Annotated in this window: 24 protein-coding genes and 1 tRNA gene; 12 read left to right on the top strand and 13 right to left on the bottom strand. The window is 68.9% G+C overall.

Features of this window, described 5'->3' with window-relative positions; genetic code table 11:
• Positions 1 to 61: 61 nt before the first annotated feature.
• Positions 62 to 592, bottom strand: a complete 531-nt coding sequence (locus ACGFY5_RS33790) for an MMPL family transporter (RefSeq protein ID WP_392726543.1) — start codon at positions 590 to 592, stop codon at positions 62 to 64.
• A gap of 77 nt (positions 593 to 669) precedes the next feature.
• Positions 670 to 1,629, bottom strand: a complete 960-nt coding sequence (locus ACGFY5_RS33785; protein WP_392726540.1) for an NAD(P)-dependent alcohol dehydrogenase — start codon at positions 1,627 to 1,629, stop codon at positions 670 to 672.
• A gap of 116 nt (positions 1,630 to 1,745) precedes the next feature.
• Between ACGFY5_RS33785 and ACGFY5_RS33780 the strand changes: the two genes are divergently transcribed.
• Entirely contained in the window at positions 1,746 to 2,135 is a 390-nt protein-coding gene (locus tag ACGFY5_RS33780; RefSeq protein ID WP_392726537.1) for a PPOX class F420-dependent oxidoreductase, read from the top strand.
• Here ACGFY5_RS33780 and ACGFY5_RS33775 read toward each other — a convergent pair.
• Complete coding sequence (locus tag ACGFY5_RS33775; protein ID WP_392726535.1) at positions 2,104 to 3,018, bottom strand: alpha/beta hydrolase; 915 nt, start codon at positions 3,016 to 3,018, stop codon at positions 2,104 to 2,106. The genes ACGFY5_RS33780 and ACGFY5_RS33775 overlap by 32 nt on opposite strands.
• Before the next feature lie 33 nt (positions 3,019 to 3,051).
• Entirely contained in the window at positions 3,052 to 3,645 is a 594-nt protein-coding gene (locus ACGFY5_RS33770; protein WP_392726533.1) for a TetR/AcrR family transcriptional regulator, read from the bottom strand.
• Between the two features lie 221 nt (positions 3,646 to 3,866).
• Here ACGFY5_RS33770 and valS point away from each other — a divergent pair, with 221 nt between their 5' ends.
• From valS to ACGFY5_RS33755, 3 genes are all read left to right on the top strand, one after another.
• On the top strand, positions 3,867 to 6,344 hold the full coding sequence (valS, locus tag ACGFY5_RS33765) for a valine--tRNA ligase (RefSeq protein ID WP_392726531.1): 2,478 nt from the start codon (positions 3,867 to 3,869) through the stop codon (positions 6,342 to 6,344).
• A gap of 314 nt (positions 6,345 to 6,658) precedes the next feature.
• Positions 6,659 to 8,737, top strand: a complete 2,079-nt coding sequence (locus ACGFY5_RS33760; RefSeq protein WP_392726528.1) for a DEAD/DEAH box helicase — start codon at positions 6,659 to 6,661, stop codon at positions 8,735 to 8,737.
• Entirely contained in the window at positions 8,734 to 9,339 is a 606-nt protein-coding gene (locus ACGFY5_RS33755) for a peptide deformylase (RefSeq protein WP_392726525.1), read from the top strand. The genes ACGFY5_RS33760 and ACGFY5_RS33755 overlap by 4 nt, the downstream gene beginning before the upstream one ends.
• Here ACGFY5_RS33755 and ACGFY5_RS33750 read toward each other — a convergent pair.
• The 3 genes from ACGFY5_RS33750 to ACGFY5_RS33740 form a co-directional block, all read right to left on the bottom strand.
• The gene (locus ACGFY5_RS33750; protein WP_392726523.1) at positions 9,336 to 9,491 is read right to left on the bottom strand and encodes a hypothetical protein; all 156 of its coding nucleotides are present in this window, start codon (positions 9,489 to 9,491) and stop codon (positions 9,336 to 9,338) included. The two genes, ACGFY5_RS33755 and ACGFY5_RS33750, sit on opposite strands and share 4 nt — an antisense overlap.
• Before the next feature lie 273 nt (positions 9,492 to 9,764).
• Positions 9,765 to 10,838, bottom strand: a complete 1,074-nt coding sequence (locus tag ACGFY5_RS33745) for a diguanylate cyclase domain-containing protein (protein ID WP_392726521.1) — start codon at positions 10,836 to 10,838, stop codon at positions 9,765 to 9,767.
• Between the two features lie 94 nt (positions 10,839 to 10,932).
• Positions 10,933 to 11,103: a hypothetical protein gene (locus ACGFY5_RS33740; RefSeq protein WP_392726519.1), complete on the bottom strand. Its 171-nt coding sequence runs from the start codon at positions 11,101 to 11,103 to the stop codon at positions 10,933 to 10,935.
• A gap of 125 nt (positions 11,104 to 11,228) precedes the next feature.
• Between ACGFY5_RS33740 and ACGFY5_RS33735 the strand changes: the two genes are divergently transcribed.
• The 3 genes from ACGFY5_RS33735 to ACGFY5_RS33725 all read left to right on the top strand — a co-directional run bounded on the left by ACGFY5_RS33735 (position 11,229) and on the right by ACGFY5_RS33725 (position 12,993).
• A tRNA-Leu gene (locus ACGFY5_RS33735) sits at positions 11,229 to 11,311 on the top strand.
• A gap of 117 nt (positions 11,312 to 11,428) precedes the next feature.
• Positions 11,429 to 11,929: a hypothetical protein gene (locus ACGFY5_RS33730; RefSeq protein WP_392726516.1), complete on the top strand. Its 501-nt coding sequence runs from the start codon at positions 11,429 to 11,431 to the stop codon at positions 11,927 to 11,929.
• Positions 11,926 to 12,993, top strand: coding sequence for a tyrosine-type recombinase/integrase (locus ACGFY5_RS33725; RefSeq protein ID WP_392726514.1), 1,068 nt, complete (start codon positions 11,926 to 11,928; stop codon positions 12,991 to 12,993). The genes ACGFY5_RS33730 and ACGFY5_RS33725 overlap by 4 nt, the downstream gene beginning before the upstream one ends.
• A gap of 9 nt (positions 12,994 to 13,002) precedes the next feature.
• Here the strand turns inward: ACGFY5_RS33725 and ACGFY5_RS33720 are convergent, their stop codons facing one another.
• From ACGFY5_RS33720 to ACGFY5_RS33710, 3 genes are read right to left on the bottom strand one after another with little or no spacing between them, the layout of a single operon-like run.
• Positions 13,003 to 13,998 carry a tyrosine-type recombinase/integrase gene (locus tag ACGFY5_RS33720; RefSeq protein ID WP_392726512.1) on the bottom strand — a complete coding sequence of 332 codons (996 nt, stop codon included), beginning with the start codon at positions 13,996 to 13,998 and terminating at the stop codon, positions 13,003 to 13,005.
• Positions 13,999 to 14,056: 58 nt separating this feature from the next.
• Positions 14,057 to 14,527: a hypothetical protein gene (locus tag ACGFY5_RS33715; protein WP_392726511.1), complete on the bottom strand. Its 471-nt coding sequence runs from the start codon at positions 14,525 to 14,527 to the stop codon at positions 14,057 to 14,059.
• On the bottom strand, positions 14,494 to 14,685 hold the full coding sequence (locus tag ACGFY5_RS33710) for a helix-turn-helix domain-containing protein (RefSeq protein ID WP_392726510.1): 192 nt from the start codon (positions 14,683 to 14,685) through the stop codon (positions 14,494 to 14,496). Before ACGFY5_RS33710 ends, ACGFY5_RS33715 begins: the two co-directional genes overlap by 34 nt.
• Before the next feature lie 128 nt (positions 14,686 to 14,813).
• Between ACGFY5_RS33710 and ACGFY5_RS33705 the strand changes: the two genes are divergently transcribed.
• A complete protein-coding gene (locus ACGFY5_RS33705) occupies positions 14,814 to 15,416 on the top strand; it encodes a helix-turn-helix domain-containing protein (protein WP_392726508.1) in 603 nt (200 codons plus the stop codon).
• Between the two features lie 89 nt (positions 15,417 to 15,505).
• Positions 15,506 to 15,748 carry a hypothetical protein gene (locus ACGFY5_RS33700; protein ID WP_392726507.1) on the top strand — a complete coding sequence of 81 codons (243 nt, stop codon included), beginning with the start codon at positions 15,506 to 15,508 and terminating at the stop codon, positions 15,746 to 15,748.
• A 500-nt stretch (positions 15,749 to 16,248) separates the two neighbouring features.
• Here the strand turns inward: ACGFY5_RS33700 and ACGFY5_RS33695 are convergent, their stop codons facing one another.
• Both ACGFY5_RS33695 and ACGFY5_RS33690 read right to left on the bottom strand, forming a co-directional pair.
• The gene (locus ACGFY5_RS33695) at positions 16,249 to 16,803 is read right to left on the bottom strand and encodes an STAS-like domain-containing protein (RefSeq protein WP_392726504.1); all 555 of its coding nucleotides are present in this window, start codon (positions 16,801 to 16,803) and stop codon (positions 16,249 to 16,251) included.
• A 28-nt stretch (positions 16,804 to 16,831) separates the two neighbouring features.
• On the bottom strand, positions 16,832 to 17,680 hold the full coding sequence (locus tag ACGFY5_RS33690) for a hypothetical protein (RefSeq protein ID WP_392726502.1): 849 nt from the start codon (positions 17,678 to 17,680) through the stop codon (positions 16,832 to 16,834).
• A gap of 162 nt (positions 17,681 to 17,842) precedes the next feature.
• Here ACGFY5_RS33690 and ACGFY5_RS33685 point away from each other — a divergent pair, with 162 nt between their 5' ends.
• The 3 genes from ACGFY5_RS33685 to ACGFY5_RS33675 all read left to right on the top strand — a co-directional run bounded on the left by ACGFY5_RS33685 (position 17,843) and on the right by ACGFY5_RS33675 (position 20,019).
• The gene (locus ACGFY5_RS33685) at positions 17,843 to 18,118 is read left to right on the top strand and encodes a hypothetical protein (protein ID WP_392726499.1); all 276 of its coding nucleotides are present in this window, start codon (positions 17,843 to 17,845) and stop codon (positions 18,116 to 18,118) included.
• Entirely contained in the window at positions 18,115 to 18,468 is a 354-nt protein-coding gene (locus ACGFY5_RS33680) for a hypothetical protein (RefSeq protein ID WP_392726496.1), read from the top strand. Before ACGFY5_RS33685 ends, ACGFY5_RS33680 begins: the two co-directional genes overlap by 4 nt.
• An 81-nt stretch (positions 18,469 to 18,549) precedes the next feature.
• A complete protein-coding gene (locus ACGFY5_RS33675) occupies positions 18,550 to 20,019 on the top strand; it encodes a HesA/MoeB/ThiF family protein (RefSeq protein WP_392726495.1) in 1,470 nt (489 codons plus the stop codon).
• 47 nt (positions 20,020 to 20,066) lie between these two features.
• Here ACGFY5_RS33675 and mobF read toward each other — a convergent pair whose 3' ends face one another.
• Positions 20,067 to 24,944, bottom strand: a complete 4,878-nt coding sequence (mobF, locus tag ACGFY5_RS33670) for a MobF family relaxase (protein ID WP_392726492.1) — start codon at positions 24,942 to 24,944, stop codon at positions 20,067 to 20,069.
• Positions 24,945 to 25,109: the final 165 nt, after the last annotated feature.

Below are 25,109 nucleotides of genomic sequence, written 5' to 3'. Positions count from 1 at the left end.
CGGGCGCTGCCCCCGGAGCAGTTGAGTTCCCGGCCAGGCTCGGCCTTGGGCTCGGCCGCGGTCAGCTGCGGTTGGTCGCCTCGGGCTCGCTCGCCGGCACCGCAGTCGCCGGCCGCCCGTTCGCCCGCATGACCAGCAGTGTGGCGAGGGGCCCGGGCATCGTCCAGTTGGCCTGACCCAGGACGGCGACCAGGGCCGGCGCCAGCAGCGCGCGGACGATGACTGCGTCTATCGCGATTCCCAACGCCAAGGCGGTGGCGAGGATCTTCACGTCGATCGTCGGGACGGTGGACAACGCCACGAACGAAAGAAACAGGATCAGCGCCGCCGAGGTGACCAGCCGACCAGTGCTCCCGATGCTGCGACCGGCACCCAGATCACGATCGCGCCGCTGGCGTCCGCGCCGAACACCGCTTCGGGTCCCCAGCCCTTCCTGCCAGATCAGCACCGTGAGCCCATAGGCCGCGCCGATCGATACGACGTTGAGCAACAGCGCCTTCACCGGGAGCCAGAACGACCGGAGCGCCCTGGCCAGCGGGAGGAACGTGGCGATCACTATCGCCGCCAACACGATCGGCGCGTTGCCGTACACGCTGCCCCGGCGATGACCACCAGAAGAGCACGACGAGGAGCCGATGAGTCCCGGGGGCGTGCGGGCGGTCTGTCCCGCTAGTTGATGGCGATCACGACCGCACCCAAGCGCTGCTCGGTCTCGACTCGGCGATGGGCGTCGGCCGCCTCCGCCATCGGATACACCCGGTCGACGATTGACTGGATCTCTCCCGCGTCGATCATCCGCGTGAGGGCGGCGAGGTCCTGCCTCGTTTCCGAGGCGAAGGCCACGGTGACGGTCTTGTGCAGCACCGAGCGCAGCAGCACCGACAGGCGGGGATTGCCGTGGAGATAGCGCCCGCCCGGTCGGAGCATGCCGATCAAACCGCGATACGAGCTCCCGGCGACCATGTCGAAGATGACGTCGAAGCTCCGGCCCAGGGCCGTCACATCGTCGGTGGTGTAGTCCACGAAGTCGCCGGCACCGAGGCGTCGGACTAGATCTTCTTTGATCCTGTGGTCGACCGCGGTGACCTGCCCGCCCATCGAGCGGGCGATCTGGACGGCATGGGCGCCGATACTGCCGCCCGCCCCGTTGATCAGCACCTGCTCTCCCGGTTCGATCCCCGCGCGCCGCAGAAAGTGCAGGGCGTTGAGCCCGCCGAGCGGGACAGCGGCCGCCTCAGTGAAGTTCATAGTGCGTGGCTTGGGCCCGATGGCGGCGCGTTCGGGGAGCACGAGGTACTCACCGTAGGCGCCCAGACGGAGGCCGGTGCAGCCGTAGACCTCGTCACCCGGGGCGAAGGAGGTGACCCGCCCGCCCACCGAGACCACCTCACCGGCGAAATACATACCCAGGATGCGACGCCTCGGCCTGAGGACTCCGAGCGCGACGCGTAACGGAAGCCAGGTCCACTTCACCGAGCTCCGAAAGCTCCTCAACTCGCAGTCTGACTTGGTCGCCTCGGCCGCGCGCACCCTGATCAGGACTTCCCGGTCGCCCGGAGCCGGCGTGGACACGTCCGCCAGCTGCAGGACGTCCGGCCCCCCGTAACGGGTGTAGGTGACGGCCTTCACGCAGCCATCGGACCGGGTCGCCTGCGCGCTGTCAACCCTGCCGAAAGCCCTGCGTCCGACGGTGCGGGCAGAATGGTGAGCGCGCCGGCCGCTCCCACTGCGAAAAGAGAAGCCACATGCCTGTCGTCCCCGACAGCCACCGCCCCCTCCTCGAGGAACCGCTGATCGGCCACCTCGCGACGATCCGGCCTGACAACACCGCGCAGGTCACTCCGATGTGGTTCGAGTACGACGGCACGCACGTGCGCTTCACCCACACGTCCGCCCGGCAGAAGTTCCGCAACCTGCAGCACAACCCGTCGATGGCGCTGTCGGTGACCGATCCCGCGGACCCGGAACGCTACATCGAGGTCGCCGGCACTCTCACCGACGTCGTCCCCGACCCCGACGGCGCCTACTTCGTGCAGCTGTCCCACCGTTACGGCAATGCCGACGCCACCCCACCCGCCGACAAGGCGAACCGGGTCGTCCTCGTCATGACGATCGATCGGACGTCGACGAAGTAAGCGCGCGGGCAAGGAAGTCGAGTTCGGCTTCCACCGCTGCCTCGTGCTGGTCGAGAAACGGCGCGTAGTGGGCGCCCGTCAGGCGGACCAGCGCGCCGCGAGGAGCGCGCTGCGCCGCCGCGACCGCCGGGGCCGCGAGAGCTGACTGGTCGTCGTCGCAGACCACGACCAACAGCGGGCAGCGCACCGCGGCCGCGTCCCGACCGGGGCGATAGGTGGCGAGGCTCAGCGTGGAGCGGGCGGCCACCGTCCGCGTCCACTCGGAGTACTCGTCGTCGGGGTCGAGGGCGCGATCCCCGTCAGCGGCGTCGGGCGTCGTGAGCACGGCGACCGTGCCCCGGGCCCCGGCCGTCGGCACCGTCAGCGGTGCGCGACCGAGAAGACCGCCGAGCGCGTCGACGACACCGCGGCCGACGAGCCCGAGCAGCGCGCCGACGCTCTGGTACCGGGCCGCGTTCCGGGTGGCGGCGAGGCCGTCGGCGTTCGGGGTTTGCGCGATGGCGGCGGCGAGGCCGGGGTGCTGGGCGGCGACGGTGAAGAGGTGCCCGCCGGACATCGAGAACGCCCAGGCGGCGATCCTCGTCGGATCCACGTCGGGAAGCGTCGCGGCGTGGGTCAGCGCGGCGTGCCAGTCGGCGACGGCGTCGCTGACCGGGAGTACCAGCCGGGGTTCGCCGGTGCTGTCGCCGAGGCGCCGGTAGTCGAAGGCCAGGACGCTGTAGCCGGCCGCGTGGAAGCGGGCGGCGAACCGGTCCGTGCCCGGGCCTCTCGGCACCGCGAACCCACCGGCCATGACGACGCACGCCCCGTTGGTGCCGGGGTAGTGCCAAGCCGCGCACTCGTCGCGACCGCTGCGGAAGCTGACCTGCTGGCGTGTCTCCATACCTAAAAGAGAACCACCTGGTTCGCAGACTGTCTACAGCCCGTCGGCTTCTTCTCGTTCCAAAGCCCGGAACAGCGCCTTGAACCCGGCCTCGACACCGACGGTGTCCCCACCGGTCAGCCAGGCGACGAGGAACCCGCGCAGGGTGGCCAGGATGAGCTCGGACACCTCCCGTTTCCGCTCCTCGGACCAGGCTTCGGGACAGAGCGCCAGGAGGGTGGGGAGGTAGTCCCGGGACGCGCTGCGGCCCAGCTCGGCGTAGCGGACCGGGTCGTACATCACGAGCCCGATCGCCTGGTCCAGGACCCGCGACTGCTCCCCGGCCAGGGTCGTCCACAGGGCCCCGACCCTTGCGGCCAGGGTGGGGAGCCGGGCGGCAGCGGCGAACGCCGACTCGATGCGCTGTCCGCGCAGCCGGAGGATGGCCTGGGCGAGCAGGTCGTCGACGCTCTCGAAGTGGTAGAGCAGCACCTTGTGGGTGGTTCCGGCGGCGCGGGCCGCACGCCGGAGCGAGAAGTCGACCAGCCCGTTGACGGCCAGGTCGTCGGCCACCCGTTCCAGGAGCTCCTGCTGCCGAGCTTGCCCTCGTGCCGACCCTGCCGAACGTCGATATCCCGCTTCCGCCATGGCTCAACTATGAACCATGCGGCTCGCACAACTGTCCGTGCGCGGCCACCCCGGACGGCCGTTCCCGACTAGCGGGCCCCGATCACCAGGTGGACGGCGCCGGCCCGCACCACTCCCACACGACGGCGTCGAACTCGAACTCCACCGCCCCGACCCTAATTGACTGGTCCGACAGTGCACGATGATCGTTACGACAGCCCGTCGAAGAGGAAGGTGTATCGGTGACCGATTCAGCAGCCGCTCCGGAAAGGCCCTCGCTCGAGGGTCTGGAGGAGAAGTGGTCCGATGCCTGGGAGGCATCCGGTCTCTATCGCTTCGAGCGGGCTGTATCGCGTTCCGACGTATTCTCGATCGACACGCCGCCGCCCACGGTCAGCGGATCACTGCACGTGGGGCACGTGTTCAGCTACACCCACACCGACATCGTCGCCCGCTACCAGCGGATGCGCGGCAAGTCGGTGTTCTACCCGATGGGCTGGGACGACAACGGCCTGCCCACCGAGCGCCGGGTGCAGAACTACTACGGCGTCCGCTGTGATCCGTCGTTGCCGTACGACCCGGCGTTCAAGCCGCCCGCACCCGGTGGGAAACGCCAACAGCCCATCTCCCGCCGCAACTTCATCGAGCTCTGCGAGCTGCTCACCGGCGACGACGAGAAGCAGTTCGAGCACATGTGGCGCCGGCTCGGATTGTCGGTGGATTGGTCTATGACTTACACGACGATCGGTGCGGCGGCGCAGCGGGCGTCGCAGACCGCCTTCCTGCGCCTGGCGCAGCGCGGCGAGGCGTACCAGTCCGAGGCGCCGACGATGTGGGACGTCACGTTCGGCACGGCGGTGGCGAACGCTGAGGTGGTGGACAAGGAGGTCAGTGGCAACTTCTACACACTCGCCTTCGGCGACGTCCTCATCGAGACCACCCGCCCGGAACTGCTTCCCGCCTGCGTGGCTCTCGTCGCTCATCCCGACGACGAGCGCTACGCGCCGCTCGTGGGCACCGAGGTCGAGACCCCGCTGTTCAAGGTCAAGATTCCGGTGATCGCGCACCCGCTCGCCGCCCCCGACAAGGGCACGGGCATCGCGATGGTGTGCACGTTCGGCGACGTCACCGACGTGCAGTGGTGGCGCGATGCGTCGCTGCCGACCCGCACGATCGTCGGCCGCGACGGACGCGTGCTGCCGCTGGACTTCGCGACCCTGCCCACTGCAGAACCGCAAACTGCCCAGAAGCTCATGGACGAACTCGTCGGCAAGACGATGCATTCCGCCCGCGAGCTCCTCCTCGAACGCCTCACCGAAGCCGGGGCGCTCCGGGGCGAGCCGCGGCCCACCACCCGGCCGGTGAAGTTCTACGAGAAAGGGGACCGTCCGCTCGAGGTCGTCAGCAGCAGGCAGTGGTTCATCCGCACGCTGGATCACCGCACCGAGCTGCTGGAACGCGGCGAGGAACTGCGCTGGACCCCGTCGTACATGAAAGCCCGGTACGACGACTGGGTGCGCGGCCTGAACGCCGACTGGCTGATCAGCCGTCAGCGTTTCTTCGGCGTGCCGTTCCCGGTCTGGTACCCGGTGTCGGCCGAGCGCGAGCCCGACTACGACAGTCCGATCTTCGCCGACGAGGCCACGCTGCCGATCGACCCGTCCGACGCGTGCCCGCCCGGCTACCCGGAGGAGCAGCGCGGTAAGCCGAACGGCTTCGTCGGTGACAAGGACGTGATGGACACCTGGGCCACGTCGTCGCTCACCCCGCAGCTGGTCACCGGCTGGCTCACCGACCCGGAGCTGTTCGCGCAGACCTTCCCGATGGACCTGCGTCCCCAGGCGCACGACATCATCCGCACCTGGCTGTTCGCCACGGTCGTGCGCTCGCACCTCGAGCACGGCGTGTTGCCGTGGAAGAGCACCGCCCTCTCCGGCTGGATCCTCGACCCCGATCGCAAGAAGATGTCGAAGTCGCAGGGCAACGTCGTCACGCCCACCCATCTGCTCGACGACTTCGGCGCCGACGCGGTGCGGTACTGGGCCGCCAACGGCCGCCCGGGCACCGACACCGCGTTCGACACCAAGCAGATGAAGATCGGCCGCCGGTTGGCCACAAAACTGCTCAATGCGACGCGCTTCGTGCTGGGCTTCGAGCCGGGTGGCGCCGTGACCGCGCCCTACGACTGCGCGCTCCTGACGTCGATCGCAGGCGTTGTGAGCGAGTGCACGACGGCGCTGGACGCGCTGGACTACACGACCGCGCTCAACCGGGCGGAGCGGTTCTTCTGGCTTTTCTGCGACGACTACCTGGAGCTGGTGAAGGCGCGCGCGTACGCGGGCGACGCGTCGGCGCAGGCGACGCTGCGGCAGGCGCTGGACGTGCTCACCCGGCTGCTCGCGCCGTTCCTGCCGTTCGTCACCGAGGAGGTGTGGTCGTGGAGCCACGAGGGGTCGGTGCACCGGGCTCCGTGGCCCGCTGATCTGGCGACGGACGGCGACGCGGAGCTGGTTCCGGCCGCGTCGGCAGCGATCGCTGCCATCCGGAAGGCCAAGTCCGCGGCGCGGCTGTCGCCCCGCACGGAGGTCGCGCGTATCACGGTGACCGGTCCGTCCGTGGCCGCCTTCCGAGCCGTTGCCGACGATCTGCGCGACGCGTCGCACGCAGCGGAGCTGAGCTTCGCGGAGTCCGACGAGATCGTGGCCACCGTCGAGGAATGAGGGTGTGGCGGGACCTCCGGGAAGGGGGTCCCGCCATTGACCCGTGATGGGGGTGACGCACGGGACACGGCATCGGTGTAATCTGATGGCGTCGTCATTGCATCGCCGCGCTCGTCGCGGGAATCATGTGGCCTCGCGCGTGTTGACACCAGCGAGGCACCAGCTACCCGAACCACGCGTCCGTAAGACGCCTGCCGAGGCCAGATCCACGCCGTAGTCGCAGGTCGTCGCCATATTCGGCGCCACGAGGCCCGCCGGTGCACCCGACGCCCTGTAGCCGCGGCGAATTCGCCCGGCGTCCGAAGGAGGAATCTGTGGCTCGACCTGGCCAGCGTCGCACCGGCGCTCGCCGTCCCGCCCCGCGTAATCCGCAGCGGGGTAGAAATCGCGGGGACGTCATCGCGTTGCTCGCCGGCACCGCCCGGGAAATCGAGACGGCTGCCCAGCGCGGGCGCGTGACGCCTGCCGTGCGCACCAAATTTCATGCCGTCTTCCTGCTGCTGCGCGACGAGCGCGCCCGTCTCCGGACGGCCGCCAACAGCACTGAACAGCTGAAACGACTGGACGGGATCGCGCAGATCCTGGCCACCACCGCCGTCCGGGACACCGGGCTGATGGAACTGCTCGCCGAGGACGCCGTCGTCTCCGACGCGACCCGCTCGCTCAAGCGCGAGATGCTGCAGACCGTCGGCATCGAGACGGCCCCGGAGGAGGCCCCGCCGCCTCCGCCGACACCGACCACGCCCGAACGCCGGGTCGTACCCCAGTCGGTGGTCACCCGGCAGCTCGCCAACCCGTTCCTGGCCCCCGACTTCGACGCGTACGCGCAGCGCCCCGCCGTCCGCTCGCGCCGCCTGACCAGCTGGGAACTGATCAATCCGCTGCTCAACTCGTTCGAGCGCGCCGGCAGCGGCGACGCGGCCTGCATGGCGCTGCCCGCGCCGTGGGAGCTGCGCCGTACCAGCGGCAAAGAACTCATGCCCCACCAGGCACGAATGGTCGCCGCGGCCGCCGACGGCCACCGCACGTTCCTGCTCGCCGACGAGCCCGGCCTCGGCAAGACCGCCCAGGCGCTGCTCGCCGCCGAGGCCGCGAACGCGTATCCGCTGCTCGTCGTCGTGCCGAACGTCGTCAAAATCAACTGGGCACGCGAAGCGAACCTGTGGACGCCGCACCGCCCGGCCACCGTCGTGCAGGGTGACGGCGACACGGTCGACGGGTTCGCCGACATCGTCGTCATCAACTACGAGGTGCTCGACCGGCACGTGGGCTGGCTCGGCAACTTCGGGTTCCGCGGGATGGTCGTCGACGAGGCGCATTTCATCAAGAACAAGTCCTCGCAGCGCTCGCAGCACGTGCTCGAGATCGCCGACCGCATCCGCTCGCGCAATCCCGGGCCGCTGCTGATGGCTCTGACCGGTACGCCACTGATCAACGACATCGACGACTTCCGCGCCATCTGGCAGTTCCTCGGCTGGATCGACGACTCGAAGCCGCTCGGCGCGCTGATGGCCGCCTTGGAGGACACCGGTCTGACGCCCGCCGACCCCGGCTTCTACGCCGCGGCCAGGCAGTGCGTCATCGACATGGGCATCGTGCGACGCCGCAAGGTCGACGTCGCGGCCGACATCCCGGGCCGTCGCGTCGCTGACCTGCCGGTGGAGCTGGACGGTTCGGCCGGTCGCTCGATCCGGGCGGCGGAGAAGGAGCTCGTGCGCCGGATGGTGGAGCAGTACCAGCGGGCCTCCTCCTCGGACGCTGTCGATGACGAACTCGTGCGCCGGATCGCTCGCGCCGAACTCAAGGACACGGCCAAGCAGACCGGCGAGAACGTGTTCAGCATGATGCGCCGCATCGGTCAGGCCAAGTCCGGCCTCGCCGCCGACTACGCCGTTCAGCTGGCCCGGAGCGCCGGCAAGGTCGTGTTCTTCGCGAAGCACGTCGACGTCATGGACGCGGCTTCGGCGCTGTTCGAGAAGCAAGGCGTGCAGTTCGCGTCGATCCGCGGTGACCAGACGCCACGCACCCGCCAGAAGAACATCGACGCGTTCGTGAACGACCCCTCGGTGTCGATCGCGGTGTGTTCGCTGACCGCGGCGGGGGTGGGGCTGAACCTGCAGGTGGCGTCCAACATCGTGCTGGCCGAGTTGTCCTGGACCGACGCCGAGCAGACGCAGGCCATCGACCGCAGCCACCGCATCGGCCAGACCGAGCCGGTCACCGCGTGGCGCATCATCGCCGCGCAGACCATCGACGCGCGGATCGCCGAGCTGATCGATAGCAAGGCGGGGCTGGCCGCGCGGGCGCTGGACGGTTCCGACGAGGAGGTCGTGCCGTCGGCGGACGTGCAGTTGGAGGCGCTGGTCGCGCTGCTGACGGACGCGCTCGCGTGATTTCTCAGGTAGAGGCGCTGCTCGCGGCGCCGCGGCCGTGGAACGTGACCCAGGTCGGTTCGTCCGTCCTCCGGCAGCCTGCCGCGCGGTACGACGGTCAGCTTCCTGCCGACCTTCTGGCAGCGCTGCTGGACGCCATGCGCGCGCACTTGCCGGGCGTGGGTGTGGGGCTTGCCGCGCCGCAGGTGGGGATACCGCTGGCACTGGCGGTGATCGACGATCCGGCGCGGATCGCGTCGGACATCGCTGTGGCCCGGGAGCGGTCGCCGCAGGCGCCGCTGGACCTGATCAACCCGGTGGTGACACCGGTGGGGTCGGAGAAGGTCGCGTTCTACGAGGGGTGTCTGAGCGTTCGCGGGTTCACCGCTGTGGTGGCCCGGCACCGCCGGGTGCTGCTGTCGGCCTCGGACCGGAGCGGTGCTGATTACTCCGTGGAGCTCTCGGGCTGGCCGGCGCGGATCGCTCAGCACGAGACCGACCACCTCAACGGCGTGCTGTACCTGGACCGCGCTTCGCTGCGTTCGCTCTCGACCAGCGAGGTGTACGAGGAGCACTGGTCGGCGCCGACGCCGGAGCGGGCAGCAGCCGCGTTGGGGTTCTAGGACCGCTTCACTTCGACGCTGATCTCGACCGCCAGCATGTAGATGACCGTCACGAGCGCGAGCACCTGACGCGGCGCCGGCGCCGATGCGAGGCTGAAGCCGCCCACGATCCACAGGGCCGGGAGCAGCCCGCCGAACGGGAGCACGATCACGGCGAGCGTCCGTACGCCAAGCTTCAGCCTCTCCTCCGTGGTCGCCGGCCACCGGTACGGAGCCGGAACTCCGCGGTACAGCGCGTACGTGGTGCACGACGACGAGGCACACATCCGTGACGCCGAAGACGACGCACTGCGCCGCGGGCGAACCGTCGACGCGGTGGGCCGGCACCATCACCGCGGCAGCCCACACGGCCAGCGCCGCGCCCGGCATGGCGATCAGCGAGTCCGGCGTGACACAGCACCGTGCGCCCAGCGCCTACATGCCTTCTAGACAGACGCGAACCGCTCGATGCGGCCCCGGCCGCCGCGCTTGGCCTCGTAGAGGGCGAGGTCGGCGTTGTGGATCAGAGTGTCGGCGCTGTCCGTGTGCTGGGTCCGCGTGGCGATGCCGATCGACACCCCGATGCGCACGGTGTGCCCGTCGACGTCGAAGGGCTGCGACAGTTCGTGCCGGATCCGCTCGGCGACGGCGTCCGCGTCCCCCCGACACAACACCAGGAACTCGTCGCCGCCGAATCGACTGACGAGATCCTGCTGCCTCGTCGCCGCCTTCAGGCGCCTGCCCACCTGCACCAGCAGCTCGTCGCCGGCGGCATGTCCATAGGTGTCGTTGACCGGCTTGAACCCGTCCAGGTCGAGGAACAGGGCCGCGACCGGCTGCTTCTGCGCCATCGCCACCTCCGCGCGCTCGAGAAAGAGCGCCCGGTTCGGCAGCCCGGTGAGCGTGTCGTGCAGGCGGGCGTGCGCCAGCCGCGCAGAGCTCCTCAGGGTGACGGTGCCGATCGCGATGATGAGCGTGACCGCCGCGGCGAACCCGGCGAAGATCAGCCAAGATACCCGGGTGGTTTCCTTGACCGGAGCCAGCAGCTCCGCTCGAGGCGTGGCGATGACGACCCGCCAGGTGGTGCTCCTGACGTTGAGGGAGAGGTAGTAGTCGCCGCGCGCGGTGACCCCACGTTTCGTGGTCCGGGCCGCGGCGGCCAACTGCGGGTCGAGCTTCGTGCTCGGGGCGACGATCGTCGCGCCGGCGCTGTCGACCATGTAGGCGCGGCTACCGGTCACGTCCAGGGCGCTGCGCAGAACCGCGGCGATCTCCGACGCCGCGGACGGCACGACCGGCACCCGCGTCTCGTCGCCGGCCGTGTACGGCTGGAACGCGTACAGCATCGCGACGCCGTCGACCGTGGTGACGTCACCGTAGACCAATGTGCGGGTGCTGATCGCCAGCCGGAACCCGCGGGTGGTGAGCAGTGAGGCCGCCGTTGTTTTCGCTTCCCGCGGCGAGGCGCCGAGCACCGTTCCGTCCGCGCCCAGCACCGCCAGCCAGTCGACGCCGGCCACCTGAGCGTCGAGTGCGGCCTTCAGGCTGGGTACTGGGCCGGAGAAACTCTCGGTCGCCCACGCACGGGTCTTCCCCTCACTGGCGACGACCGTGTCACCGCTGACGTCCGCCGCCAGCCGCGCCCCGGGCGTCGAACTCGCCGAGGATGCTCTGGCGTGAGTGTTTCTGCACATCGGCGAGGTAGAGACCGAGCCCGCCCACCATGGCGAGGGCCAGCACGTCCACGCACGCCATCGCGAGACGGCGTCGCCACGCTGGTGTCATGCCAGTCATCTCGGCAGGCCGGAACGGCAGCTGAGCCGGTTCTCTGACGTGGGATGGGGCCGACTTGGGAGTTCGTCGGAGCATTGGGTAAGGTTCTCCCAGCGGTCGCCGAGAGGCGAACTCGCGTCCGGGTGGCGGAATGGCAGACGCGCTAGCTTGAGGTGCTAGTGCCCGAAAGGGCGTGGGGGTTCAAGTCCCCCCTCGGACACTCCAGCATTGCATTCTTGCAATACTTTACGCCTGTACGGTTGATCCCGCTTCGCCGTACTTCCCTCCTCTGTTGGTCGCTCCACGCCGGTGCCTCGCATCCGGGCAGGTGGGGCCGATGAGCGCTCCGAAGTCAGTGCCGGGGCTCGTCCCGCCCACAGATCGGTTATCGCGTGGGCGGCAGCAGCTACCGGCCGCCGAGATCGTGCCCGCGGTGCGCCGTCCACCGGTGCGCCGGCTTCCGCTGCCGCAGTTGCCGCCGCCGCTGTCTCCGGGCCGGACGGTCTACGGGTTGTCCACGGTCACCCGGTTCGGGCGGCTGAATGAGCGCAGGATCCCGCGCCGGCTGGGCTGGGTCGCGGGCACGCGGCTGGACGTCCAGGTCGATCAGGGCCTGATCGTGCTCGCCGCTGATCCGCGTGGCCTGTTCACGATCAGTGCTCAGGGCTTCGTGCTGTTGCCGGCGGCGGCGCGTCGCTGGTGCGGCCTGGGCGCGACGGATCGGGTGTTTCTGGTCGCTGATCCGGAGGACGGCTGGATGGTGCTGCATCCTCCGGCAGCGGTGGACACGATGGTCGCCGCCGCGCACCGCGCGATCTGGGGCGGTGAGGCTGGGTGAGCGCCGAGACGCCGGCCTCGCCGAGCAGCGGGGAGCTGGATGCCGCTCGGCTTTTGCTGGCGCGGTTGGGGGTCCGTCCGGAGGATCTGCTCGCGCCGGTGGCGTCGGAGCGGCCTGCGGCGCCGTCGTTCGCGGAGTATGTGCCGGTGGTGTCGGGGGCGGTGAGCGACGGTACGCGCAGGGTGTACGGCTCGTACTGGAATCGGCTGGTGGAGCAGTGGGGTGATCGGCGGTTGGATGAGCCGACGCCGACGGAGATCGAGGCGTTGTCCCGGCGAGTGCGTGCGGGCAGGGTGATTAGGCGGAATGGGCGGGGTGGGTCGCTGTCTGCGGAGCATTTCATCGCGGCGTTGCGGTGTTTGTATCGGCATGCGGTCGACGACGAGCTGGTCGCCGATAATCCGGCGAAGCGGGTGGCCAAGCCGCGGCGGGTGGCCTCGACCCGGCATGCGCTGGTCGGGGAGCGGCTGGCGGAGATCAATGAGGTGGCCGCGTCGACGGGTGATGATCCGGTGCTGGACACGTTGTTGTTGCGGTTGCACACCGAGACCGCGTGCCGCAGGGGTGGCGCGCTGGCGCTGCGGCCGTGTGACCTGGACGCGGAGCAGTGTCTGATCTTGTTGCGGGAGAAGGGTGGTACCAGCCGCCTGCAGCCGGTGTCCCCGACGCTGATGGCGCACCTTCTCGCGCACGCGGCCGAACGGGGTGCTCCCCGGGAGGGGCAGTTGTTGCGGCGGATGGACGGGACACCGATCACGCGGCGCCGGTACAACAGCCTGTTCGCGCGGATCGGCCGGCATCTGCCGTGGGCGGCGGCGCAGGGGGTGAGTGCGCATTGGTTGCGGCACACGACGTTGACGTGGGTGGAGCGGGTGTACGGGTATGCGGTGGCGCAGGCGTACGCCGGTCACGCGGAAGGTACCGGTGGTGAGGACACGACCCTCACCTATGCGCGGGCAAAGTTGCCGGAGGTCGCGGCCGCGCTGGCCGGTCTGGTCGGAGAGGACCATCCACTGGCCGAAGCCCATCCCTCGGCCGGATCCGAGATGGGCCGGTCAGAGTAGGCGGCCGGGTCAGAGTAGGGCGGTGCGGGCTGGTTCGGTGCCGGTCGCGAGGGGGTGCGGTTCGCCGGTGAGGGCAGCCAGGGCGGCGGCGACTTCATGCAGGTGCGCCCGCACGTAGGTGGCGGTGGTACCCGCGTCTGCGCGGCCTTCGTGGCCGGCGTAGGCGCGGGCCACCGCGTAACTGATACGCCGTTCGACCCAGGTTAGGGTGGTGTGACGGAACCAGTGAATGCTGATCTGCTGCGCGGTCACCCACGGCAGCCGCCGACCGACACGGTCGAAGATGTGGTCGTAGCGGCGTGCGGTGATCGGGCGCTGGTGACGGTAGCGCAGCAACTGGCCGATGGGATCGCCGACGCCGCGGGTGTCGCGGTGGTGCACCAGGCCACGCATGAGGGTTGGCGACACCGGCTGCAGCCGAACGGTCTCGCCCTTCTCGTGCAGCCGGACGGCGCATTGGTCGGGGTCGAGATCGATGGGGCGCACCGCGAGCGCTCCGCCGCGGCGGCAGGCGGTCTCGAGATGGATCCGCAGGATCAGTCCGTCGAGTTCGGGATCGTTGCCGGTCGTGGTGGCGACGCGCACGATGTCGGCGACTTGGGTGTCGGAGAGCGCGTGCCGGGTGCTGGCAAGGCGGCGCGGTGGCTTGACGCGTACGGCGGGGTTGCGGTTCTCAGTGATCAAGCCGTCTTCGACGGCATACCGGTAGATGCATCGGAGACTGGCGATGAGGTGCTCGGCGGCGGATCGCCCGCCCCGGGTGTTGCGGCGGACCATGGCGTTGGAGCGGATGTCGTCGGCGAGCTGGCGGATTTCGAGTGGGGTAGGTTCGTCCAGCTTCCGGTGGCCCCACGCCGCGCGGATCTTGTTCCAGTAGGGCGTGTAGACCTTGCGGGTGCCGGGCGTGACGACGGTGCTCACACGATCGATGTACTCGGCGAAATCGGGGATGGCGGCGCCGGGGACAGCGGGGGCGCCGAGCAGCTGCTCGGCGCTGATACCCATCCGACTCATCAGCGACCGGAGCATTTCCAGGTCGGCGCCGGACTGCTCGGCGAGGGCGTCAGCCACTGTGGTCGTCCGTGGGGCCGGGACGGACGAGGCCGGAGAGGATCGGAGCCAGCCGCGCCGGAGTCCAGGCGACGAGTATGTCCCGGGGTGGATCGGCGACGAGAAGGAGGCGTTCGCCGGCCAACACTCGCGCGGCATGGCGTTGTTCGGCCCGCAACCGCAGGTGCCCGCTCGGGTCGATCCGCAGTGGCCCGTCGGCAGAGCGTTCGACGAAGAGCGTTCCTGGCGCGGCCGTGATCAGGACTCGTTCGCCGGCCGACCACCGGAGCACGTCGAGAGTAGATCGGGCGGCGATGCGTCCATTGGTTCCCATCGGCGAGACCGCCCAGAACCACGGGCGGATCGCGTCCGAGGCCGTCTGAAGTACGGGCAACGGGAGGCCGGTTTGGTGCAGCTCGCTGTCGCCGCTCGGTATAGGCGAGGGGGCGTTCACGATGCTGCCGATCCCCGGCGGGTCGCCCACGCGCGGAGCGCATCCGGCTCGTATCGGCGAAAGTGTCCGAGCTTCAAGGACGGCGGCGGATCGTCACCGGCCTTCCGGCCAACCCACGTGTACAACGTCTCGGGAGTGACGCCGAGGTAGCGCGCGGCCTCCCGATGAGTCCACAATCCCTGATCCATGACCCGGCTCCTTATTTGTCTATAAGACAAGACGGTTCGACAGTGTCGAATCGACAAATAGAATGAGTCAGAGGCTTGCTCCAGTCAACAAGCTGGCTTAGCTTGTCTATATGGCAAGATCTCCGCGCTTGAGCTTGGCGTCAACGGACGGACCCCTCCCGGTCGGGACGGTGGTCGCGCTGCGGCTGAAAGAACTGCGTCAACGCAGCGGCTACACGGCGCAGGCGTTCGTCCAGCGCTGCGCAGAGCTGGAGGCCACCGGGCTGACGACGTACGTCCTCGCGAACATCGAGACCGGGCGCCGGCAAGCCACGGTGGGGGAGTTGGTGCTGTTCGCGCTAGCCCTTGAGGTCTCTCCGACGGAACTGCTCTGTCCAGCGGCAGGCCAGTCCCAGGCCGTCCGGGTGGCCGGGGAGACGGTGGCGGATGCCGCGGCGTTCCGCGACTGGGTGCAGAACCGGACGGAGAAGCTCGGCGGGGAGCATCTGCCGTCCGCTTCGGAGGCAGCGGACGAGCGGGCGGTGTTTCAGCAGGCGCTCGGCCGGGTTGTCGCGCAGTTCGACGCCGACGCCGAAGAGATGATCAACGGGATGCGCGATGAGTACTCGGGCATCCTCGCCGAGGTCGCTGCCCGTGTCGGCGACGGTGCCAGCGCGACCGAGATCGTCGAGGCCCTCGACGCGGCCCGGGTCCGGACCGCTCGCCGTACGAGGGCGCCTGGTGAGGCGTAGCGAATGGTGCGCAGCCCCGGATTAGTGACGATCCACGCCTCGGCGGCCGAGCGCAGAGCCGGTGTGGCGTGCAGAATTGAGGTGAACGCGTGAGCCGGGAGCCGTATGAAAACGCGGGCGCGATCCGCGTGTGCATGGACGGAGACCAGTGGCAAACCTGGGTGTGGGACGGGCGCACCGTGTGCCCGGATGGGCATCCCTGGATGGAGGAGGTTGACGGCGACGGCACCTTCTGGTGCGCACAGTACGTCGTCGACTCCTACGGGCCAGTGATGTGGTTCCGCTTGGAACCGTGCGAGGCGCCGACTCCGGAGGCCGGGCTCGCGCCGTGAGATGCTCGCGGCTTGGTTGACGCTCACTTCCGCCTGCGTATCGATCGTGGCGGTGTCGAGGGCGCGACAGGCGTGAGGTCGAAGTACTGCTCGTTGACGTCGTCGGTGAGGCCAGTGCGTTTTAGGGGAACCCGGCAATTCGTGTTTCACACCGAAGAGGTCACTGGTTCGATCCCAGTATCGCCCACAGTGTTTTTGCAGTTCAGAGGCCGGTTTCCCGAGCGGAAGATCGGCCTCTTCGTCACGATGTTAGTGATTTGTTAGCGGACCTCGCCGGATGCAGGCGAACGAAGCTGGACCCGCCCGGAATGTGAGGCGGGTCACAGTCCGCCTGTGAGGCTGTGGTAGCCCGCCTGCGGCGCTGGCCATCAGCGATTGCAGGAGTGGTACGTGTCGATCGGGCTTCGTCCCGCGTCGGCTTGTCGTCGGCCGAGGGTTCCGACCACCTAGCAGTAGGCAGAACAACCCGGCCATCCACGCTGGCTTGCGACTCGTTCTCTCTAGACGATGGGGACTGAGTAAGTGAATTCCTTGCCGCCGCGTTCGGCCACGCGGAGCTCTCGAAGGAGTGTTCGGGCGGCGACGAGACGTTTTAGTCGGTTGTTCGCGTTCGGCGCGGTGATTTTGAGGTGCTCCGCGATGTTCATCGCTGTGAACGTCCTCAGCTCCTGAGCGAGGGCGAACGTCTGGTTCAGGACCTCGGAGGCGGCAAGCAGGCCGAGTTCCTGTCCTTGGACCTCGAGCGCTATCAGGTCCCGGCGTTCGAAGCACACTGTGAGGGTTTCGCGGAGTTCGTCGTTGAGCTCCGTCACGAACACGGTGGTGGGGTTGCCGTCCTGGGTGGCGAGGGCGGAGTAGTACTGCCCAAGGAACTCATCGGCGAAGCTGTGAGTCATGGCGACGACACCGGTGAAGTTGATGATCACGGTCGCCGTGTCAGCCGGGGTTTGATCCTCCAGATCGCGCAGGACGGTCTTGCCGAGATCGCGCGTGGAGAGGAAGTCGTTGTGCGACCCGACGGTGAAGAGGAATGGCGCAGCGGATTCCGGTTTCACTCGACAGATTGAAACACAGTGCGTTGCGTCATGGAACACGGACGCGCAGCCACGCCCACGTTCCGTTCGTCGGGGTTGCTACCGGCCGTGCGGTGACAAGGCGCCGAGCGCGAAGAACTACACTGGCGACTGCGGAGCCGCTGCGGAGCAGCATGCGCCCCCCTCCTTCGCGGGTCACCTGATCCCCGAGGTCACCTAGGCCGTGACCGCGTCCGGGGGATGGTGTGCTGCTGACACCGTTCTGTAGCGCGTGTTCGAGCGCGGCACGATCGTCCTCAAGATCCTGGTGGTGAACGCTCGCGCGAAGGCTTTCGAAGATGCTCATGCCGGCGTCGCAGACGGCGAACTCGAATCCCGGCAGGCCGCTCGATGCTCCTGTGTAGAGCTGAGCGGCGGTGAACGCTCCGATGTCGCTGCGTCCGTGGTTGGTGGCGTTGTCAAGGAGTTCCCCAAGGGCTTTGAACGCCAGCACCCCGATCTTGCTGCCGAGCCGACTGGTGGTCATCCGCCCGAGCTTGGCCGCGACCGCACTGGCGTCCGTCCTCGTCACGCCCGTCACTTCCAGCAGCTTGCTCGAGTGGTCCCTGCGAGTTTGAGTCGGGATCGTGCCGTCGATCTCCGCGATCGGCTCAAGGAGATCGACGACGTTCATCCGAGCCAGGTAGGCCGCCACGTCACGGTCCTCCGGTAGCACCAACGCGACTTTCCGGCCACGTGTATGCGCGTCGTTCGCGAGGGTGACGATCGCGGCCAGCTCCAGCGGGCTAGCCCAGCGCAGGGCTCGCGCGTCGAGGGCCAGCGCGTGCTCGTCCTCGTGAAAGTCGATCACCAACTCCGCGCGCTGCAACGGGCGGCGGTCAGCCAGCAGGATTCGCACGACGACAAGCATGACAGCGGCCGGGCCGTCCGTCCTCCCAGCGCGACTCCTCGAAGGAGAGTTGCGGGCTTAGCGATCATCTGTTTAAATTTTTCCAGTGAAGCCGACTCTGCCGGAGGTGGGGCAGGGACGGTGACCGTGATGAGAAATGAGGAAAGCCCGATGGCTCTGCCTGCACAGACCGACGCGAACCGGCACGACGGCCCGCGTCGAAACATCACCTTCAAGGTCGACGACGAACGGGTCACGACCCGCGACGACCGGATGACCCCGAACGAGATCCTCACGCTCGTGCATCTCGACCCCGCTAGCCACTACCTGGTTGAGCTCAAGGGCCGGGAGCAGGTCTCCTATCGGAACCACGGAAACGACGAGATCCGCGTCCACGACGGTTCTGTGTTCGTGTCGGTCTCGACCGGCCCGACTCCGGTTTCGTGACGGCCGTACACCTGGAGGTCGGTGCGGCGGCGCTCGTCGCCGCACTCACCGCCTCCGGTTACGAGGTCCTCCAGCAGGGCGAGTTCGTGACCTTCGCCTACCGCATCGAGGTCGGCACCCGGGCAGGCGAGGAGATCAGGATCGGCTTGCAGATCCCCGGCGACTGGCCGATGTCGCCACCACCGGGCCCGCACATCAGCCCCCCGTTCGGCCACCCAGGTGGTGCCGTTCACCCGTCGCCGCTCGGGACCGACTGGGAGTACTGGAGCCGACCGGCTCAGAACTGGCCGGCCGATCGCACCGTCCGCTCCTACCTCCGCCACCTCCGCACCCTCTTCTCGCAGATCTGAGGCACCGCGATGTTGACCGAGACCGCGGCTGGAACAGCCGCCGCTGCTCTTCTCGGTCGGGACGGCACGAGGTCGGTGGTCATGACCACCGACCTTGCCGCTCGCCTGACCGCACACCTGCACCGCGACGATGGACAGGAAGATCTGTGCTTCGTGGCCTGGCGCCCCAGTGTCGGCGCTACCCGCACCACCGCGATTCTCGCCGAGCTGATCCTCCCCGCAGACGGCGAACGTGATGTGCACGGCAACGTCTCGTTCACCTCGGCGTACTTCCTCCGCGCAGCGGCCCGCGCCGCCGCGGCTGGATGCGGGCTCGCTCTGATCCACAGCCATCCGACTGGCCGCGGCTGGCAGAGCCTGAGCCGCGACGATCAGGCAGCCGAAGCAGGCCACGCCGGACAGGCGACAGCCATCACCGGTCTGCCGCTACTGGGACTGACCTTCGCCGGAATCGATCGCGCCCACAGCGCCCGGTTTTGGCACCGCGTCGGCGCCCGCCGTCATGAGCCGATGTGGTGCGAGAGCGTGCGCGAAGTCGGTGATCGCATCGCTGTCACCTGGAACAACAGCCTGCGACCAGCGCCGGCCTCCCGCTCCAGCCAAGCTCGTACGGTCTCAGCGTGGGGCGAGGAGAAGCAGTCCTCCTTGGCGAGGCTGCACGTCGGCGTCGTCGGCGCCGGAAGCGTCGGGGCCCTCGTAGCGGAGGCGCTCGCACGCGTCGGGATCGAATACATCACGCTTTTCGACTTCGACACGGTCGAGATTGTCAACCTCGACCGCCTCCTTCACGCCCGCCTACGCGATGCCCAACTGCGACGGGCCAAGGTTGACGTACTGGCCCGCGCGCTGCGCTACTCCGCCACCGCCCGGCGCCCTCGCATCCGGGGGTTGGACTATTCCGTCACCGAGCCTGCAGGCTTCGCGCATGCCCTGGACTGCGACGTGATCTTCAGCTGCGTCGATCGACCATGGCCCCGGGCTGCTCTCAACCTCGCGGCCTACGCCCACCTCATCCCCGTCGTCGATGGAGGCATCCTGGTCCGAGCCAGCCCCCGCGGCCTACGCGGTGCAGAATGGCGTTCACACCTCGCGGCACCGGGCCGCGCGTGTCTCGAATGCCTCGGCCAGTACGACCCCGGGCTCGTCTCTCTCGAACGCACCGGGATGCTGGACGACGCCACCTATATCGTCGGCCTCGACGCCGACCACCCGCTCCGCCGCAACGAGAACGTGTTCCCGTTCTCTGCCGCCACGGCCGCCAACGAGGTCCTCCAGTTGTTGACGGCCACCATCGCGCCGAACGGCATCGGCGATCTAGGGGGCAACCTCTACCATTTTGCAACTGGAACTCTCGACAACGTCCTGGACGGCTGCAAGCCAAGCTGCGTCTACAGCACCGTGCTGCAGGGCGCCGGTGTCGGGCATGGCGTCGACGTCACGGGGTCGCATCCAGCGGCTGAGCGTGCCCGCGCACACCGTCGCCGGTTCGGACAGCGTCCCGGCGTCCGACTCCGCCGGACGATCGACGATCTCCTCGCGGCACTGATTTGAGAGCCGAGCGACTCAGGCGACGATCAGTCCCGACGCGACCGGCTGAACTACAGTCGCGGCTGCTGTCGGCCCTGCTGATGAGTGGGATGGCGTAGCCGCTCAAGCTGTGCAGGCGTAGCTGATGGCTGCGCTTGGCCTCCCCGTGTCAGCCGTTGCGACGCCGCGCTCCTGTGCGGGCCAATCGTGCGTCGCCGAGACTCCGACTCTTGCGCGCTGGGCGCACGGGCCGGATCTGGACCGGCTTTGCCGAGGTGCCCGGCTTGCGTGAGCGTGTCCTGGAGCTGACGCGCATAGGCAGGCTGGGTGATGCCTGCGTCAAGGTCGGTGGCGGTACCCTGCCAGAGATTTCCGAGACGGGCGACCATGGTGCTGGCGATCACCTCGCGTCCGGCAGCGTCTAGGCCGAGATAGGTGTCGACAGCGATTCGGTGGGCGGTGCTGACCTCGCTGGGGTCGGTGGGGCGGCGGGGCTGGAGGCTGAGCCCGGTGGTGGCGAGCTGCCGGGCGGTTACCAGAGCGGCCGCTGCGTGCCAGTAGGCGCCGTGGCCCGCGCGTCCCTCCTCGATGTAGGGACCTAGCGGGTGGGCTCGATCGTCGTCGGTGACATGTTGCTGGTCGCGGTAGGCGGCGACGACGCCAAGCGCTTCGTTCCAGCGGCGGCAGACCCCGTAGTCGACGGGCGGCTGCCCGAGCGCGGTCAGCCATTCTGGTGTGTCCGCTCTGGCGAGGGCAGCGATGTGCTCGACGCGCTGAGTGATTTCGTCGCGAGCCTGGCGAAGGTAGGCGGTGAGCGCGCTGTCGGGCTCGTGGTGGGCGACCGGGGGGATCCAGGGCAGCATCCCGTCCGAGGAGGTGCGCGCTGCGCGGCTGCGGGCCGCGTTGTCTTGGGCGCGCCGGCTGAGGTTGCTGAGCGTTAGGTCGGCGAGTTCGGTCGAAAGGAGGTCCGCAGCGTGGCCACCTGTGTGTTCGTGGGCCGCGAGTGCCCACGCGAGGTTGCGCCATTCCCCGCCGCTAGGACTGGGCGCCGTCGTGGTGAGGTAGAGGATGCACTGCGCGAGGTGTTGGGATAGCTGCACGCGCAGTGGCAGCGGCTCGGCGGCGGCTTTGCGGAGGAGTTGCTCAGGGTCGTGTCCTATGCGGGCAGCGCGACTCAGGGCAGAGCGGAGCGCAGGCCAGGGCGTCTCGGCGCGGACTCGGTCGGCGATGTCCTCGCCGAGGACACGGTTTGCCAGGTCGGAGGCGGCGAGCGCGCGCGGGATCCGGATCTCGTCGGCGGGGAGGCGGAGGCGTCGTGTGATCTGCTTGGCGGCGTTGGTGAGGTCAGCGACATCCTCCGGCTTCGATTCTGGTCGAACGGCATCGTCGAGCATGGCTATCGGATCGTGACCGTGGCGGCGCGCTGCGGCCAGTGTGGCAGCGAGGCGCGGCCACGCGTGGTGGGCCTCGATCTGCCGGGACTCGCTCCCGAGGAGAGTGGCGGCGTGGGTGGCGTAGTCGGCCAGGTGGTCGATGGGGACGCTGGCGTAGTGCTCGGGTCGTGCGACTACCGGTGCGGCTTCGAGCGCATGCGGAAGAAGAAGCGCATCTGCCCGGTCGGGCCGGACACCGGTCGCCTGGTGGACGAGTTCCGCGTACCGCTCGGCTTGTTCCGAGGTTGGCTGAATGAGCCAGGCGCCAGGGTGCTGCTCCTTGACGATCCGTTCGCAGCGCCACGCGATGACCTTTGCGAGGGACTCGGCGTCGTCGAGTGGCCGGTACGTGAGGGCGGCAGCGAGCAGTTGTTCGGGTTGCCAGCCGGCGGCTTCGGCGCGGTGGACCGCTCGAACGAGGGCGGGCCACGCCGGGTCGTCGAGGAGCCCGTCGGCCTGGTCGGCGAAGAGCGAGCGGATGATCGGCTTATAGCGCCTTTCAGCGAGCAGGTCGGCGACGTAGAGATACCGCGGGACGAGCGTGGCCAACGACGCGGCGCGTTCCTGGTTGTCGCGGATGGTCTCGGTCGCGGACAGTTCAGCGTTTTCGCGGCCGAGGACGGTGTCGAGGACTTCGCGGGCGGCGCGGACTCGCGGGTCGTAGCGGGTGCGGTCGAGGCGTTCGTCTTCGTCGAGGGGGAGGAGTTCATGGGTGGGGACGTAGAGGTGGGTGGACCGGCGGGCACGGGTAGCCGCGACGTAGAGGTGCTCTCGGCCCATCTCGGGAGTGACCAGGGCGTGGGCGGTGTCGACCGTGGAGCCTTGGGCTCGGTGCACTGTGGTGGCGTACAGCAGTTCGACATGTTCGGCGACGTAGCGAGCCGGGAGTCGGACGCGGCCGCCGTGGGTGAGGTGCTGGGCGGTGAGCGACCCGTCGCGGTGGCGGTGCAGCACGCGCCAGGGGTCTCCGTTGCGAACGAAGTCGTGGCCGCCGTGGCTGGTGAGTCGTCGGTTGTTGCGGCGGGTGACGACCCAGTCGCCCCGGCCGGCGTGATTACCGTCGTGCAATAACAATCCCTGATGCTCGACCTGGCCGAGTGCGATCCGATCGGTGCGGGCCCGCGCGGCGAGCGCGGTCACGTCGGCGTTGGTTGCTGCGGACATAAGGCTGACCGCTCCGGCGCGGATGTCGGTGAGCCAGCCGGTGTAGACGGCGTCGAGCATGGCCTGCTCGGATCCGCCGCGGATCCGGCCGTGGGTTTCGTAGAAGTCCAGGGATTGGGTCCGGCCTTCGCGGAGCCCGAGGGTGGCGGTGGCTTCGGCCGGGTCGGTGAAGCGGTGCAGGGTCGAGAGTTCGACAGCGCCGGCTTCGGTGGCGAGCAGGCGCAGGGCGCCGCCGGACTCCACGGCGCCGAGTTGCCGGTAGTCGCCGAGGAGCCGGACACGTGCGCCGCGCTGGCGGGCGAGGGTGACGAGCCGGTAGAGGTTGGGGGTTCCGGCCATGCCGGCTTCGTCGACGAGAACGACATCGCCGGGCCGCAGTGCGAACTGCTGGTAGGCGGCCGGTACCGGGGCGCCGGCTCGGAGTTGGTCGGCGCAGAGTCCGTTGGTGTACTCGTAGAGGAACTTGTGCAGGTTTTCTGCGGGGACGTTGAGCTCGGTGGCGAGGATGGCGGCTGCGGCGGCGGAGGTGGCCAGCGGCACGAGGCGTTGCCCTCCGGCGCGCAGGGTGTGGAGGTAGGCGCGCATCGCGGTGGTCTTGCCGGTGCCGGCCGCGCCGAGTCCGACGACGAGTAGCCGGGGGTTGGTGGCGAATGCGGTGACCAGCCGCTGCTGCCCGGCATCGAGCGGCCGGCCGTGGGTGTGGCTGAATTCGGTGAGGGCTGCGTCGACCAGCACGGCCGGGAGCGCGCCGTCGGTGATGGTCGCGGCAGCGTCGACGAGGCGTTGTTCGGCGTCGAGCACTGTGGTGCTGGTGTAGCGGGCGGCGGCGTGTTCGACGAAGAGGGATTCGCCGTCGGCGCGGCGGAGTTCGGCGGGTTCGTCGACGAGGGCGGGGGCTTCGACGGTGATCGATCGTTCCGGTGCGACGGCGTGGTCGACAGCCGCGTCGACCAGCGCGCGGTGCACGGCCGGGTCGGTGGCCAGGCCGATGGCGCGCAGGAGCCGTTCGGCTTCGGCGTGCAGGTTCCATCTTGTCCAGGTGGAACGGACCTCGCCGACGGCGGCGACGACCTGGTCGGCCAGCTCGGCGGCGAGCGCGTCAATGTCAGGGGGTGCCGATGTGCCATTGCCTGAAGGAGCCGGCACAGCCGTGGCCAGTTGCGACAACATTGAGTGACCAAAGACCGTCTCTACGGATGCGCGCCACTCGGCACGCATCGCCGGAAGCGACCGCGGCGGCTTCTTACCGTGTCGCGTGTCGAGCGTGGCCTGTCGGGCCAGGCGCTGGCAGACGCCGATCGGCGGGTCGTGACCGTGCGCGGAGCGGTACTCGGCAAGCAGCTGGTCGTAACGGGTTTCGATCGCGGCGCGCCGCTGGGAGAAGTGCCGCGCGACCGCGTCGGGAATGCCGTCGATCTCGTAGACCGGTTCGCGTCCGCGCTTCTTCACCTCCCGCCACGACACCCCGAGACGCGCAGTCAATGACGCCTGAAAGGCGGTGTTGTACCGCTCGGACGCGGCCACCGTGATCCGGTACAAGGCGCGCGCGTCCAGGGATCGCCACTTCCCGTCGACGCCTCGGACCTTGTTCACGATGGCCACGTGGGTGTGCAGGTTGGGGTCGCCGTCGCGGGAGTCGTAGTGGTCGAACGCCGCCGCGATCAGCCCGTCGGTGGCGATCTGCGCGATACCACCTGTGCCAGTGCGGGTGAACGCGGCGTGTTCCTCGAGCATCGCCAGCGCCGCCGACTTGGCCTCGTCGTGGGCGGCGCGGACCGCGTCGCGCACCCACGCGCGGCCGTCGAGCGCCCACAGCAGCGCGGCGGATTTCACGGGCGCGAACACGACGTCGAAGCCGGCCACTGCGGCGCGCTGACGGCGGGATTCCTCCCGCTGGATCTTCGCAGCCTCCGCCGGTGTGGGCGCGCGGCCGGTCTGCTCGGTGACGTCGTCGAGGCGCTTCCGGACGCGGTCGGCGAACGGCGCCAGCGGCTTGTACGCGGGAAACCCCAAGCCCAGCGTCGCGGCCTTCCTCGCGTCCGCTTGGACCTGCTGAACCTGCACGTCGCTCATCCCGGCTTGGAGATGTCCGTCCTGATAGCTCGTGATGATCGCGGTGGCGTTCGGGTGCTGCCCGTGCCCGAACAACGCCTTCATCTGCTCCTCGGTGACTTGCTGGCCATCGAGCCCGAGCAGCGGAACGCCCCGGCCGATCCAGCGCCCCGGTGGGTTGCCCGCTGCGGTGTAGTAGTCGCCGGCCGACTGGTCACGGGCTCGTGGGGTGTCGCCGCCGGCGATGTGCCGGGTCAGGTAGGTGTATCCGTCGCCGACCGTCAGTTTATGAATAGTCATTACCACGATCGGGTGGCGCCGTTCTCCGACTTCTTTCGTGGCTCCATGAGTGGTCCTCGATTGCTGTGTGAAGCGCTGTCGTGTGCACCACCTTGGGCCATGTTCACGACACGTGCAAGAGGTGTCCTGTCGACTTCTACCTTGATTGGTTCGCTGGATTATCCG

This window comes from Cryptosporangium sp. NPDC048952 (genome assembly GCF_043197895.1).
In the GTDB taxonomy this organism is placed as follows: Bacteria; Actinomycetota; Actinomycetes; order Mycobacteriales; family Cryptosporangiaceae; genus Cryptosporangium.
This window is presented reverse-complemented; position numbering and strand designations above follow the sequence as displayed.

Coding starts and splice junctions, on each gene's coding strand:
- ACGFY5_RS33780 (WP_392726537.1), top strand. CDS start 1,746: ATGCCTGTCGTCCCCGACAGCCACCGCCCCCTCCTCGAGGAACCGCTG.
- ACGFY5_RS33775 (WP_392726535.1), bottom strand. CDS start 3,018: ATGGAGACACGCCAGCAGGTCAGCTTCCGCAGCGGTCGCGACGAGTGC.
- ACGFY5_RS33770 (WP_392726533.1), bottom strand. CDS start 3,645: ATGGCGGAAGCGGGATATCGACGTTCGGCAGGGTCGGCACGAGGGCAA.
- ACGFY5_RS33740 (WP_392726519.1), bottom strand. CDS start 11,103: ATGACACCAGCGTGGCGACGCCGTCTCGCGATGGCGTGCGTGGACGTG.
- ACGFY5_RS33730 (WP_392726516.1), top strand. CDS start 11,429: ATGAGCGCTCCGAAGTCAGTGCCGGGGCTCGTCCCGCCCACAGATCGG.
- ACGFY5_RS33720 (WP_392726512.1), bottom strand. CDS start 13,998: ATGGGTATCAGCGCCGAGCAGCTGCTCGGCGCCCCCGCTGTCCCCGGC.
- ACGFY5_RS33710 (WP_392726510.1), bottom strand. CDS start 14,685: ATGGATCAGGGATTGTGGACTCATCGGGAGGCCGCGCGCTACCTCGGC.
- ACGFY5_RS33685 (WP_392726499.1), top strand. CDS start 17,843: ATGGCTCTGCCTGCACAGACCGACGCGAACCGGCACGACGGCCCGCGT.
- ACGFY5_RS33675 (WP_392726495.1), top strand. CDS start 18,550: ATGACCACCGACCTTGCCGCTCGCCTGACCGCACACCTGCACCGCGAC.
- mobF (WP_392726492.1), bottom strand. CDS start 24,944: ATGACTATTCATAAACTGACGGTCGGCGACGGATACACCTACCTGACC.